The organism is Acinetobacter sp. MF4640 (assembly GCF_002018895.1).
GTDB lineage: Bacteria > Pseudomonadota > Gammaproteobacteria > Pseudomonadales > Moraxellaceae > Acinetobacter > Acinetobacter johnsonii.
The window spans coordinates 1-13,172 of the sequence record NZ_MVOM01000067.1; the positions used below are offsets into that span (position 1 = coordinate 1).

The 13,172-nt window shown below is 40.5% G+C and carries 11 protein-coding genes, 1 tRNA gene and 2 pseudogenes; 8 read left to right on the forward strand and 6 right to left on the reverse strand.

Annotated elements, in window-relative coordinates:
- Both MF4640_RS16580 and MF4640_RS16585 read right to left on the reverse strand, forming a co-directional pair.
- A pseudogene (locus tag MF4640_RS16580) lies at positions 1 to 127 on the reverse strand (IS5/IS1182 family transposase); the annotation flags it as partial.
- A gap of 126 nt (positions 128 to 253) precedes the next feature.
- Entirely contained in the window at positions 254 to 1,552 is a 1,299-nt protein-coding gene (locus MF4640_RS16585) for a dicarboxylate/amino acid:cation symporter (RefSeq protein ID WP_078390303.1), read from the reverse strand.
- A gap of 895 nt (positions 1,553 to 2,447) precedes the next feature.
- On the opposite strand from MF4640_RS16585, the gene MF4640_RS16595 reads away from it, so the two are divergent.
- From MF4640_RS16595 to ahpC, 4 genes are all read left to right on the forward strand, one after another.
- Positions 2,448 to 3,440, forward strand: a complete 993-nt coding sequence (locus MF4640_RS16595) for a DUF1852 domain-containing protein (protein ID WP_078390304.1) — start codon at positions 2,448 to 2,450, stop codon at positions 3,438 to 3,440.
- Between the two features lie 37 nt (positions 3,441 to 3,477).
- A complete protein-coding gene (locus MF4640_RS16600) occupies positions 3,478 to 4,524 on the forward strand; it encodes a methionine synthase (RefSeq protein WP_078390305.1) in 1,047 nt (348 codons plus the stop codon).
- 82 nt (positions 4,525 to 4,606) lie between these two features.
- Complete coding sequence (locus MF4640_RS16605) at positions 4,607 to 5,098, forward strand: flavin reductase (RefSeq protein ID WP_035326242.1); 492 nt, start codon at positions 4,607 to 4,609, stop codon at positions 5,096 to 5,098.
- Positions 5,099 to 5,376: 278 nt separating this feature from the next.
- Positions 5,377 to 5,940: an alkyl hydroperoxide reductase subunit C gene (gene ahpC / locus MF4640_RS16610; RefSeq protein WP_078390306.1), complete on the forward strand. Its 564-nt coding sequence runs from the start codon at positions 5,377 to 5,379 to the stop codon at positions 5,938 to 5,940.
- A gap of 98 nt (positions 5,941 to 6,038) precedes the next feature.
- Here the strand turns inward: ahpC and MF4640_RS16615 are convergent, their stop codons facing one another.
- The gene (locus MF4640_RS16615; RefSeq protein ID WP_078390307.1) at positions 6,039 to 6,962 is read right to left on the reverse strand and encodes a LysR substrate-binding domain-containing protein; all 924 of its coding nucleotides are present in this window, start codon (positions 6,960 to 6,962) and stop codon (positions 6,039 to 6,041) included.
- A 128-nt stretch (positions 6,963 to 7,090) separates the two neighbouring features.
- Positions 7,091 to 7,717, reverse strand: a complete 627-nt coding sequence (ycaC, locus tag MF4640_RS16620) for an isochorismate family cysteine hydrolase YcaC (protein WP_078390308.1) — start codon at positions 7,715 to 7,717, stop codon at positions 7,091 to 7,093.
- A gap of 331 nt (positions 7,718 to 8,048) precedes the next feature.
- Between ycaC and MF4640_RS16625 the strand changes: the two genes are divergently transcribed.
- The 3 genes from MF4640_RS16625 to MF4640_RS16635 all read left to right on the forward strand — a co-directional run bounded on the left by MF4640_RS16625 (position 8,049) and on the right by MF4640_RS16635 (position 11,477).
- On the forward strand, positions 8,049 to 8,930 hold the full coding sequence (locus MF4640_RS16625; protein ID WP_005401567.1) for a pirin family protein: 882 nt from the start codon (positions 8,049 to 8,051) through the stop codon (positions 8,928 to 8,930).
- 414 nt (positions 8,931 to 9,344) lie between these two features.
- A complete protein-coding gene (locus tag MF4640_RS16630; RefSeq protein ID WP_193791554.1) occupies positions 9,345 to 10,643 on the forward strand; it encodes an FAD-dependent oxidoreductase in 1,299 nt (432 codons plus the stop codon).
- A 3-nt stretch (positions 10,644 to 10,646) separates the two neighbouring features.
- Complete coding sequence (locus tag MF4640_RS16635; protein WP_078390310.1) at positions 10,647 to 11,477, forward strand: SAM-dependent methyltransferase; 831 nt, start codon at positions 10,647 to 10,649, stop codon at positions 11,475 to 11,477.
- Between the two features lie 67 nt (positions 11,478 to 11,544).
- Here MF4640_RS16635 and MF4640_RS16640 read toward each other — a convergent pair.
- Positions 11,545 to 11,620 (reverse strand) — tRNA-Thr (locus MF4640_RS16640).
- 178 nt (positions 11,621 to 11,798) lie between these two features.
- The gene (locus MF4640_RS16645; protein WP_004691623.1) at positions 11,799 to 12,026 is read right to left on the reverse strand and encodes a hypothetical protein; all 228 of its coding nucleotides are present in this window, start codon (positions 12,024 to 12,026) and stop codon (positions 11,799 to 11,801) included.
- A gap of 540 nt (positions 12,027 to 12,566) precedes the next feature.
- Between MF4640_RS16645 and MF4640_RS16650 the strand changes: the two are divergent.
- Positions 12,567 to 13,040, forward strand: a pseudogene (locus MF4640_RS16650) (tyrosine-type recombinase/integrase); the annotation flags it as partial.
- Between the last annotated feature and the right edge of the window lie 132 nt (positions 13,041 to 13,172).

Consider the following 13,172-nt stretch of genomic DNA (forward strand, 5'->3'; position numbering starts at 1 on the left):
CTGATTTCTTTTTGAGTGATTCTGCTTTTTCTAAAACCTCTACCATTTCAGTAAAAACATGTCGAGGTACGCCAACCAAGCGTTTGAATTCAGAATCTGAAAAACGATTTAATTTCTGATATCTCATGAAATTTATATTGAGGTGGTTTTTACTTTCGCAAGAGGTCTAATAAATAAGGTGATTTTATGAATAGTAAATAAAGGACTTTACTTACTATTTAAAAATCACCTTTTATTTTCTCTATAAATAATTCTAACTGTTATCGGCCAATTGGTTTGCAGGAGGAAGGTTGTTCACCATGATGCCTTCTTGCTCCGTAAACTCATCTTTATTGCCCTCAGTGCGTGCAATCACGGCCGTTGCAATACTATTTCCAATCACATTGGTTGCCGTACGGCCCATATCTAAAAACTGATCAATCGCCAAAATTAATAGAATACCAGCTTCAGGAAGCTTGAACATAGCCAGTGTGGAGGCAATCACCACAATGGATGCTCGTGAAACACCTGCAATCCCTTTACTCGTAATCATGAGGGTAAAGAGTATGAGCGCTTGCTGGGAAAAACTTAAATCAATGTTATAGGCTTGTGCAATAAATAACACGGCAAATGCCATATACATCATCGAGCCGTCGAGGTTGAAAGAATAACCTAAAGGGAGAACGAAACTGGTAATGCGTTTAGGCACACCGAATTTATCCAAAGCTTCCATGGTTTTTGGATAAGCCGATTCGCTACTTGCGGTCGCAAATGCCAACATGGTGGGTTCACGCACGATTCGCATCAATCTAAAAATATCTTTTTTCAAGAAGATATAGCCGAAAGCAATCAGGAGAGTCCAAAGCACCAGTAATCCGACATAGAACTGTCCAATGAAAATACTATAATCGATAATCAGCTTAGGGCCTTGGATAGTAATAGCGGAAGCAATGGCTGCAAAAACGGCGATAGGGGCAAATGCCATGACATAATCTGTAATTCGGAACATTACCTTGCAGAGTTCATCAATAATTTTACCAATGACGGTCACTTCACTTTGATGTTGCACATAGGCAAGTGCAGAACCAAAGAAAATTGAGAAAACCAAAATCTGTAATATCTCATTATTGGCCATGGCTTCAGCAAAACTACGCGGGAAAATATGCGTAATGAAGCTTTCTAAGCTCAAACTTGTCGCACTGACACCGATATCAACCGCTGTTTGAGGAACGGTGAGATTCATTCCAGCGCCGGGCTGGAATAAAATGGCTAAGCCCATGCCCAGTAAAAGTGAAATAAATGATGCACCAATGAACCAACTCATGGCTTTTAAGGTAATTGATCCCAGAGATGAGGATTTTCCCATCGAGAGCAGACCAGAAACGATTGTTGCAAACACTAAGGGTGCAATAATCATTTTAATTAATCTTAAGAATACATCGGTCACAATTTTAAAATAGGCTGCAAGTTCTGTGGTTTGTGCAGTCGTTAAAGTGCTATGAAAAGCCCAACCAATCAGTATTCCTGAGATCATGGCAATCAGAATATATTTCAGTAGTTTCTTCTGCTTCATACTTATCGTTCCTTCTTTAATCTTCTTTTCATCAACTTTTGGCCTGATGTAGCAAGGCATTGATGACATTCCATGTTGATCAATTTATAGAGGCATTGCTTTAGGTATTGAGTGCTAAATCATCGATTGGGGATTTAACTGTGGCAAGTGTTACTTTTTTTAAAAAAACGACAATGCAATTTTTAATTCAGTTATGCAAAAAATGCATTAGATGATTCTTTAGTTTTATTTGATATAGGTGAGCTGTTTTTAATATAACGACCGAATGTTTGTTTTTTTAATTCTGATTGGTGATAGGAAAGATATTAAATTTCTTGATTCTGTGAGGAAGAGCCAAGGTCTGAAAGCGAAGCCAAAGTTAATCAATACAAGAACTCAAGACCAAGCTTTCGCTCATCATTTTCCCTGCGGACAAAACCATTGAATTGCCCGTTTTATCTAATCTTTTAATCATCAGATCATGACTTTAAGTTACTGATATAAATAGATAATTAAAATAGAGAGTTAGCGTGCTGATGGCGTTGATTTAGCAATATCATGACTTTTCACAGCTCACGCACAAGGGCTTGATGTTTTCATTCTTTCCTTTCGTACATCCACAAAAAATTATCCACGCACAATTCATTGTTAAAGCGACAGAATTTCTAAACATGAATTTAGTTCACTTTGGTGTGAGATTAAATCATTTTTATTCATGTGATCATTCAGGTATAAATTAAACCACGCTCTTAACGATAGATCATATTCATCGTTGCTTCTTAGCCTGATGCTCAGAAAAATCTGAGAAGGTTGGAAAGACGATTTGCTAGAAAGATCCAAAAAGAAAATTGGACCCTCTAGAAAGAGCATGAAAGAAATTCAGTTTTATCGCAGAAATATAGGGTAACAGATCGCCATGAGTACAGAGTTTGCATGTTCAATTAAACGCATTCGTTTTGATGAAAACTATCAACCAGCAGATAACACACGTCTAACGACGAACTTTGCTAACTTGGCGCGTGGTGAAAGCCGTGAGCAGAATCTACGTAATACACTTCGTATGATCAATAATCGTTTCAATGCCTTAGCACAAACAGATAACCCGAATGGTGATCGTTATTCGCTTGAAATCGATATTATTTCTGCAAATTTAGACATTGAAGGGAATGGTCAAACTTTCCCAATTATTGAAATGCTGAAAAGCACGATTAATGATCACCACACCCATCAACGTATTGAAGGCATGATTGGCAATAGCTTCTCATCTTATGTACGTGATTACGATTTTAGCGTGGTGCTGAAAGAACATAATAAAGAGAATTCGACGTCGTATGCACCTGAAGGTTTTGGTGATCTACATGGCAAACTGTATCAATACTTGGTGAACTCAGAGACTTTTAAAGCAGAGTTTAATCAACAGCCTGTGATTTGTTTGAGTGTTTCAACAGCGAAGAAGTATCACCGTACTGCCAATGAGCATCCTGTTTTAGGCGTTGAGTATAAACAAGATGAATATTCACGTACCGATGAGTATTTCCATAAAATGGGCTTACAGGTTCGCTTCTTTATGCCAAAAGGGAGCGCTGCACCTTTAGCATTCTATTTTGCGGGTGATTTACTGCGGGACTACACCGATCTTGAGTTGATTAGTGCGATTAGCACCATGGAAACCTTCCAAAAGATTTATCGCCCTGAAATTTACAATGCAAATTCATCAGCGTCCCAAGTCTATCAAGCCAGCCTAGAGTATCCAGATTACTCTTTGACACAAATTGTCTATGACCGTGTTGAACGTGGTCAGCTCGCGGTTAAGCAAGGTAAATGGACGGAAGAGAACTTTATTAAGCCTTATCAAGACATCCTTGAACAATGGGCTGCGAATTACACCGTAAACAGCAACGCTGCTTAATTTACCTGAAATAGAACATAGAGATAGAAGATTTAAAATGGCCATTTTATTACCAACATCAACTGCGGGCAGTTTACCGAAACCTTCTTGGCTTGCCGAGCCTGAGAAACTTTGGTCACCTTGGAAACTCGAAGGTGAGGCATTACTCGAAGCGAAACAAGATGCTTTACGTTTGTCATTACAAGAACAACTACATGCAGGCATTGATATCGTTAGTGATGGCGAACAAACCCGCCAACATTTTGTGACGACGTTTATTGAACATCTGGATGGCGTTGATTTTGAGAAACGCGAAACGGTTCGTATCCGTAATCGTTATGATGCGAGCGTACCCTCAGTAGTAGGTGCAGTAAGCCGTCAAAAGCCTGTTTTTGTTGAAGAAGCTAAGTTTTTACGTAGCCAAACCACCCAACCGATTAAATGGGCGTTACCGGGTCCAATGACCATGATTGATACGCTGTATGATGGGCACTATAAAAGCCGTGAAAAACTGGCTTGGGAATTTGCTAAAATTTTGAATCAAGAAGCGCGTGAGTTAGAAGCTGCTGGCGTGGACATCATTCAGTTCGATGAACCTGCATTTAATGTGTTCTTTGATGAAGTGAATGACTGGGGTGTTGCAACGCTTGAACGAGCACTTGAAGGTCTGAAATGTGAAACTGCGGTTCATATTTGCTATGGCTATGGCATCAAAGCCAATACCGATTGGAAAAAGACCTTGGGTTCAGAGTGGCGTCAATATGAAGAGGCTTTTCCTAAATTACAGAAATCCAAGATCGATATTATCTCACTCGAATGTCAAAACTCGCGTGTACCAATGGATCTGATTGAACTGATTCGCGGTAAAAAAGTCATGGTCGGTGCGATTGATGTGGCAACCAATACCGTTGAAACACCTGAAGAAGTTGCGAATACACTACGTAAGGCGCTTCAGTTTGTCGATGCAGATAAACTCTATCCTTCGACCAACTGTGGCATGGCACCTTTAGCACGTGAAGTGGCACGTGGTAAGCTGAATGCGTTAAGCGCAGGTGCAGAAATTATTCGTAAAGAACTTTCGGCTTCATACGCAGCAAGCGCTTGATGTGAAAGGGTTACCTGTTTGATAAAATGGGTAGCTTTTATCTGAGTCAAAGCATGTGTCCGTTCTACTGAGGAATAAAATGATGATTGAAGCAACAGACTTTAGAGATGCAATGTCTTTGTTAACCAGTGCAGTGAGTGTCGTAACTACGGCAGGCATGGCTGATCGTCATGGATTCACAGCATCTGCCGTATGCAGTGTGACGGATACACCACCGACATTATTGGTCTGTATGAATAAAGCATCGCGTTCACATGCACATTTTGTCGATAATAAAATCCTCACTGTGAATGTGTTAGGCGCACAGCATCAGCATATTTCGAATGTCTTTGCATCTAAAATGACGTCTGAAGAGCGTTTTAAACATGGTGTTTGGACAGAGTTAGAAACGGGTGCACCTGTTTTAAAGGATGCTTTAGTCAATTTTGACTGTGAAATTGATGACATTCAAGAAGTGGGAACACATACGGTTTTTATGTGCCGTATTGTCGCGATTCAACAAAGCCAGCATGAGCAAAGTTTAGTTTATTTTAATCGTGCTTATCATCAGGTCGGGCAGACGGAAACGGCTTAAATTCACTTTGTATTGAACATTAAAGCTTTGAAATGACCTTCCAAATCATAGATTTTCCTCGGCTTGACTCTAGATTTGATTGCATTGCGCTCATTTGAAAAATCGAAAGGTTTTCATTTAGACCATAAGACGGTGAAAATCGGGCAAGATCGTTGGGAAATAATAAATCTAAAAATCCGATAGAAATAATAAAAACTTACTGTTTTACCAATTTTAAATTTGTGCGTATTCTCGCTTCATCACTTAAGCACTCTCACAAATCTTTTGAGGACAAATACATGAGTTTAATCAATACCGAAGTTAAGGCGTTTAATGCAACAGCTTACCAAAATGGTGAGTTCATTGAGTTGTCTGAGCAAAACTTAAAAGGCCGATGGTCTGTCGTATTTTTCTATCCTGCTGATTTCACCTTTGTGTGTCCAACAGAATTGGGCGACTTAGCCGATCACTATGCTGAATTTCAAAAACTCGGTGTGGAAATTTACGGCGTATCGACCGATACCCACTTTACCCATAAAGCATGGCACGATACTTCAGATGTGATCGGTAAAATTCAGTATCCATTGATTGGTGATCCAACTTGGACTTTGTCTAAAAACTTTGATGTGCTGATTGAAACAGAAGGTCTCGCAGACCGTGGTACTTTTGTGATTGATCCTGAAGGTAAAATCCAAATTATTGAAATTAATGCTGGCGGTATTGGTCGTGATGCATCTGAACTATTACGCAAAGTGAAAGCAGCACAATATGTGCATGCGCACCCAGGCGAAGTATGTCCTGCAAAATGGAAAGAAGGTGAAGCAACGCTTGCACCGTCAATCGACTTGGTTGGAAAAATCTAAGTCAACTTCGATGGTTGCATCGTGCTGAGTCATGAGCATGATACCTGTAAAAAATCAGCCCAAGTGGCTGATTTTTTTATGCAGGGTTCTTTTAGCTTTTACAGATGGTAACCCCTGCAGGTGCTGGCAAAGTCTCTTAAACCCTGAATCAAATGCTCAATCAGTTTTTCCATGACCAAACGTTGTCCTTTACGTGAAGCATAGACCAACTGTACGGTTCCAATATTGGAACACCAGTCGGGCAAAATGTGAACTAGGCGACCTGAAGCAATATCTGCCTCTATCGTTAAGTAAGGCAAGTTGGCAATGCCGAGTCCATCCAGAGCCGAGTAATACACGCCTGCGACATCATTACTTTTGACCCGTGGTTCTAAAGTAATCACGATCTGTTCATCGCTCTGGGTATGATGCAGTAACCATTGATAATTGGACTTTTGTACCCCCAGTGCGAGCGTTGGAAAATCATTCAGCTCAGTGGCAAATTGAATTTCACGGCCCTGTAGCAGATCAGGACTGGCCACTAAACAATGCGTGGTTTTGACCACATCACGGACCATAATACTCGAGTCTTCGTTGGCACTAAAATTGGTCCGAATGGCAAGATCAATGTCATCATGCAAGACATCGACACGACGGCTGGTCAGCTCCATTTCCACTTGGACTTTGGGATATTGTTTTAAAAAATGATTGAGTAAACTTTGCACTTGATAGCGCATCATCACAGAAGGGCAGCTGATCTTGATTAAACCTTGCGGTTCACTTTTCTGTTTCAGTAAAACATTGTGTGCACTTTCGACTTGCTGAATGATTTGACGACATTCTTCAAACAGCTCTTGTCCCAAGGGGGTGACTTTAAAATGTCGCGTTGAACGCTGAATCAGGGTCACGTTGTACTTGGCTTCAAGGTCTAAAATGCGGCGACTAAGCTTAGACTTAGTGATGTTCGAGGCATCACTTGCAGCACTGAAACCGCCGTGCTTGACCACAAGATAAAAATAATAATAGTCGTCAAATGAATGCATGATGGGTTCAAGCCTGTATTGATTTTTGACCGAAGGCAGTCTGTGATGGATGATCTGATACTGTATCATCGCTGATGATTGCACACGACAAAAAAAGCGATCCGAAGATCGCTTTTACTGAGGTCTGATTATTTTTGAGCCGTATTTTTGCTATAGCTTTGAATCAGGTTTTTATAGTCTGGAATATGCGCTGCAAAGAGTGAACTGAGGCCTTCAATATCATTACGCCAGTCGCGGTGTAATTCACATGCTGCACCAAACCATGACATCAGCTGCGCGCCTGCCTGAGACATGCGATCCCATGCTGCATCACGGGTGATGGGGTTAAAGGTTCCCGATGCATCGGTAATCACAAAGACGTCAAACTCTTCTTCAAGTGCAGACAGTGCAGGGAAGGCCACACAGACTTCAGTCACTACACCCGCAATAATCAATTGTTTTTTACCTGTAGCTTTTACGGCTTGAACAAAGTCTTCATTGTCCCATGCATTGATTTGTCCTGGGCATGCAATATAGGGTGCATCGGGGAACATTTCGACCAATTCAGGGACCAAAGGACCGTTTGGACCCTCTTCAAAACTGGTGGTCAGAATGGTGGGAAGATTAAAATATTTCGCGGCAGCAGCCAGTGCCAGCACATTGTTTTTAAATTTGTCTGGGTCAATGTCACGGACCAATGAAAGGAGACCCGCTTGGTGGTCAACCAAAAGAACCGCTGCATTATCTTTATCTAAACGAATATAAGGTTTAGCCATTTTTTGTCCTCGTTGTGATTATCAGTCGAGTCTCTAGGCAATCAGTAAATAGGTTACTGCCTTGAGCTTGAATATCATCATAGGTAGGAAAATGAGACAATAAAATAAGCCAAACGAGATGCTTAATCTTAAAAATAGGAAAATTTGAGCAAAAATATGCCATAAAAATAAAGAATGGCTTTGTTTTTAAATTGGTTTTTATGTAGGTGAGATGATTTTAACGAGATTGTCCTATTCGTGTGATTGTGTGTGCTAGCACAGTGCTATAAGAGGGCTGAGGAAAGGGGTAGTATAGATTGCATATTCATCCTATCGATATAGGAGTTCCAAGATGAAAAAAGTAATCGGTGTTTATCGTAATCAAGACATGCATTGGGTGGGTGATGGTTTTCCTGTCAAAAACCTCTTTTCATATGACCGCTTAGGACAAGCGATTAGTCCGTTTCTACTTTTGGACTATGCTGCACCTTACAAATTTGATCCAACCACATCGCAACGTGGTGTGGGTTCACACCCGCATCGTGGCTTTGAAACAGTCACCATCGCCTATAGCGGTGAAGTGACACACAAAGACTCTAGCGGCGGCGGTGGTACCATCAATACTGGCGATGTACAGTGGATGACTGCGGGTTCAGGTGTGGTGCATGAAGAGTTTCATTCTCCTGCCTTTACTGAGCATGGTGGTTTGTTTGAAATGGTGCAACTTTGGGTGAATTTGCCAGCCAAAGACAAAATGACCACACCGCGTTATCAAGCCTTGACCGTGGCGGATATCCCGCGCATCGAAATGGATGACAATGCTGGACATCTACGTGTGATTGCGGGTGAGTTTGGTGGTCATCATGGCCCTGCTCAAACGTATAGTCCCGTCAATGTTTGGGATGGTGAATTAAAAGCAGAGTATGAAACTTTTATCCATGTGCCCGTCACGCATAACACGATTGTGGTGGTACTCAGTGGTGAAGTGCTGATTAATGGCACGCAAAAAGTGGTGGATAGTTCCATTGTGATGTTTGCTCAAGATGGCGAAGCTGCAATTCAACTACAAGCGCTGCAAGACACTAAGTTCTTGGTGTTGACTGGTGAACCACTAAATGAGCCAATTCAAGGTTATGGTCCATTTGTGATGAATAGCAAAGCGGAAATTGTGCAAGCTTTTGACGATTTTAATCGTGGCAAGTTTGGTGAAATCCCCGTTGCTGTGGTGGACTAAAATCTTGTCGCTAAAAAGAAGAAATCCCTACTCGGTCAAGGGTAGGGATTTTTTAGGCGCTGTAGTCTTCTTGTTTTGCATAGTTGGTCATGAATTATTATGTGATGTAATTATCGTTTTTATGCGGGGCTAATATTAGCGCTTTTTCGCTGGTTTGTAAAACGGAAGTTATAAAAATAGTTAATTTATATACTTTGTTTTTAAAGGGTTTATATTTTTATTTAAAATAAAATGTATAAAAAACCTGTGTTTATTTAAGTGACTTTTTAGTGTAATAAAATGTAATTTAAGCAAATATCGTCCTACCAGTGCGGCACATGAAAAAATGTGATTCTGGTATTTTTTAATAGCCCTATTTTTTCGACATTGGGTCATAATTTCAGTCAATATAAGTCAGACTGACGGATCATAATTTTGGATATTGCAGTTATTGGTAGCGGCATGGCCGGTCTTGCTACCGCAAGAATTCTAAAGGATGCTGGGCATAATATTACTATTTTCGAAGCACTGACTGGGCGAGGGATGGATAGCCACAGTACAGAGTTTGAAGGTGGTCTGATTGATGCTCCGTTACGTGTCATGAACCCACACTTATGGAAAAACACCTTAAGTCTTGCGACTTATTTAGGCATCAAAACGTATCCAGTACGCACCTACATGGCGTGTAGTTGGTTGTTTGAAGACCGTACAGAAACATGGTTAACTACTACGCGTAGCCGCATTGGCAATTTCCCGATTATCAATAACCGTAAGGGCCTGCAGCAGTATGGATGGCGCTTGGTTAAAGGTATGTTGCAGCTTAAAACCGCGATTGCTAAATTCTTCAAATCTAAAGATCAAGACATTACCTTGGCTGAATTTATCAACCAGCATGACATTGAAGAGGTATTTTGGCATGGCGCAGTGATGCCTGTGCTCTACACCATCTGTACCTGTAATCCAAAAACCATCGGCGAATGGCCAGCGAAACCGCTGTTGATCTTTTTACGTCAGTTGACGGATGGTGATGCTTTATTGCGTATACAAGGTGGAACACCGGCCTTGGTCGATAAATTGATTGAAAACATCAATATCCAAAGCGGATCTGCTATTAGCAAAGTCACTGAACAAGGTGACAAAGTTTTGGTTGAAAATAATAAGGGCAAACAGCAATTGTTTGACCGTGTGGTGGTGGCAACGCCAACCACAAAAATTGAAGAGTTTTTAGATCCTGTTCAGTTTGCAGATGATATTGCTCTGTTAAAACAATTCCGTTTTGAGCAAGGTCAGCTGGTGATCCATACTGATCCTTCCGTGATGCCACCTAAGCGTAAAGACTGGTCGGTGCTGAGCTATATGATGGACCGTAAGTTTACCCGTCAACAGTTCACGGTTTGGCTCAATTCAGTCGAACCAAGTCTGGTCGGTAAAAACGCCGTGTTCCAAACGTGGCAGCCTGTGACCGAGATTGATCCGAAAAAAGTAATTTCAACAGTAACTTTGACCCGTGCGGTGGTGGACTCGCAAACTGTGGCTTTGAATAAAGAGTTACAACAACGCCATAAGAGTGCCAACCGAAAAGTCTTCTTCTGTGGTTCATGGTCGTGCGATGGTCTGCCTATTTTAGAGTCTGCCGTCACTTCAGCAATGCATATTGCAGAAATTTTCGGTGCGCCATTGCCGTTTGTTGGATTAAAACCTAAAGTTGAGGTTGCCCCACAACTCGGCTACTAAAGCATGAAATGGCTCCAAACCTTACAGCGACATCTGCCCAAACATAAATATGCAATTGATGCAAAACAATTGGGAGATCAAGCTGTATTGGCTTGGAGCAATCTTGGCTATTGGGATGATGCAAGGTCATCCTATCCTGAGGCTTGCCAAACACTGGCAACACATCTTGCTGATCGATTACAGCTAAAATCAAATGACCGTGTTTTAGACTTGGGCTGTGGACAGGGTGCGAGTCTATTGCTGTGGCAGCAGCATTACCATGTGCAGCAAATTTGCGCGGTTGAGTTACAAGCCGAATGTGTCCAGCGCATACAACACACTTTAAATTCAAAGATACACATCATTCAAACGTCATTTTTAAATTTAAATTCAAATCTATTTTCAGCACCTTTTAATGTGGTGTTTTGCCTCGATACCGCTTATCACAGTGATTTAAATTCATTTCTGAGATCAACCCATTCTGTTTTAAATTCAAAAGGGCGCATCGGTTTTCACTATCTGATGTTGAGTAATGCATTTTTGAATTTAAATCGTTTTGAGAAACTTCAACTGAAAATGCTGTTAAAGGCAGCCGATGTTCATTTGGAACATCTTCAGTTAGAGACGAATTTGCAGCATTCGATAGAAGCACAAGGCTATCAGCAGGTTGCTATTGAAGATTTATCAGATGCAGTTTTGGCGGGGTTTTCTCGTTATTATCATGTGCATTTAGTCCAACAGGCCGCTCAAAATTTGGATTATTTCAAAATTAAAATGACGGCTAAGCTCTGCCAAAAATTATTTGAACAGGGCATCGTGCGCTATGTTCAAATTACGGCAGTGAAAGACATTTAAAATGAAATAAAAAACCAAAATGCCAGAAACAACAAAGCCTCACTAAAAAGCGAGGCTAAGTATAAAATGGTGCCGGCACACGGATTCGAACTGTGGACCTACTGATTACAAGTCAGTTGCTCTACCAACTGAGCTATGCCGGCAACGTGGTGAGAATAATAGCGGATTTTCTTGAAAACGCAAGCCAAAAAGTGAGCGATTGAAATGCACATGATTTTTTGTGCAAACTTCACCCACCAAAGGGTGGGTGAAAGCTAAGAATAAAATTTGGGGGGCTGTTATGAAACTATTTTTAAATAGGGTTCAGTGAAAACATGGAACTTATTTGCTCCTTAAAATTTGATCGAGGTCTTGGGCACATTCTTCCAACGTAAAAGCCATGTCGAGTTGCATTTGAGGTTTGAGTTCATTGGCCAGCGTTCTCCATTGTTCAATCAGACGAATTGCTTTTTGAATTTTATGTTTGTTGACATCCTTTGCAAGGGTTGGGGTATAACCGCCTCGTTTAGCGTTTTTAATTTGTTTGACATAATTGGTGCTGTTATTCATTCTGACTCCCGAATAGCAGTTTTATTGGTCAATTTTGTGTTTCGCTAGTTATATACCGTAAATGAATTTTGCTTCATAAACATTGCATTTAGATGATCATTGATGATTTATTTTAACCTCCCTTAGAAATTGTTTTAGCTCAAGTTTGAATCAGGTTCAAGCATTTATTTTTGAATAAATATTTCACTTTGTGATGCAAATTATCCTATTGGGTGAAGAGTCATTTTTATGAAGCAGACTTTGTGCCAAGTCTAAATAAGAATGTTCAGCATAAAAAAAGACCTTAATCTTTCGATTAAGATCTTTAAAATTTTGGCGAAAGAGGGAGTCAGCTTTTTATATTAAGTATATGATAATTAATTAAAATAAAATATTATATTTTTATTTTACCCCCATTTTTACCCCCAATTAGATCGAGGTGGTGGTGTTCTTTTAAGTTCATGGAATCATAGAACAATTATAAGGTTATTTCACATACATTTTTCAAAATGACATGTTAATAATAGTCCACTAAATGATTCTCAGATGTACTGTGTCGTTATACTGATAGGTGTTTGTGTTAGTGAGTTACTACAAGCACACTGAGAAGAATTTGATCTGGAATGGCGTAAGTGGGATATCCCTGAAGAGCGGATGAAGAACCGTCTTCCACATCGTGTACCGTTGACGGACATGATGATTGCCGAGCTTCAGGCTTTGAGACTTACCCATAATCAGGAACTGTTATTTCCACATCGTTTAAATAACAAAGAACCTATGCGTAGCGAATCTATTTTGGCCGTGATCAAGCGTTCGGGCTATGCAGGTCGGATGACCACACATGGTTTTAGATCGCTATTCAGTACAGTCGTAAACGAATCAAATCTGTTTAATCCAGATGCCATTGAGCGCCAGCTTGCTCATGTGCCTCAAAATAGAATTCGCTCGGCCTATAACCGAGCACAATACTGGGATGAGCGGGTAAGGTTGATGGCGTGGTATGGGGAGAAGATTAAGGAGTGGATGGCTCAGTAAAGAGCGGCAGAGTAAAACTTGAAGTGCGACATAAACCACCTAATTAATTTAAAGGGTTTATGGAGTATATAAAATTGTCATACCATCATCTTAACTTTGAAGATCGTACTGCATTAATGCTTGAGTCAAGAA

What these genes read in the sequence shown, in the direction of transcription:
- MF4640_RS16625 (WP_005401567.1), top strand. Translation starts at nt 8,049, where the DNA reads ATGAAAAAAGTAATCGGTGTTTATCGTAATCAAGACATGCATTGGGTG.
- ycaC (WP_078390308.1), bottom strand. Translation starts at nt 7,717, where the DNA reads ATGGCTAAACCTTATATTCGTTTAGATAAAGATAATGCAGCGGTTCTT.
- ahpC (WP_078390306.1), top strand. Translation starts at nt 5,377, where the DNA reads ATGAGTTTAATCAATACCGAAGTTAAGGCGTTTAATGCAACAGCTTAC.
- MF4640_RS16585 (WP_078390303.1), bottom strand. Translation starts at nt 1,552, where the DNA reads ATGAAGCAGAAGAAACTACTGAAATATATTCTGATTGCCATGATCTCA.
- MF4640_RS16635 (WP_078390310.1), top strand. Translation starts at nt 10,647, where the DNA reads ATGAAATGGCTCCAAACCTTACAGCGACATCTGCCCAAACATAAATAT.
- MF4640_RS16595 (WP_078390304.1), top strand. Translation starts at nt 2,448, where the DNA reads ATGAGTACAGAGTTTGCATGTTCAATTAAACGCATTCGTTTTGATGAA.
- MF4640_RS16605 (WP_035326242.1), top strand. Translation starts at nt 4,607, where the DNA reads ATGATTGAAGCAACAGACTTTAGAGATGCAATGTCTTTGTTAACCAGT.
- MF4640_RS16615 (WP_078390307.1), bottom strand. Translation starts at nt 6,962, where the DNA reads ATGCATTCATTTGACGACTATTATTATTTTTATCTTGTGGTCAAGCAC.
- MF4640_RS16645 (WP_004691623.1), bottom strand. Translation starts at nt 12,026, where the DNA reads ATGAATAACAGCACCAATTATGTCAAACAAATTAAAAACGCTAAACGA.
- MF4640_RS16600 (WP_078390305.1), top strand. Translation starts at nt 3,478, where the DNA reads ATGGCCATTTTATTACCAACATCAACTGCGGGCAGTTTACCGAAACCT.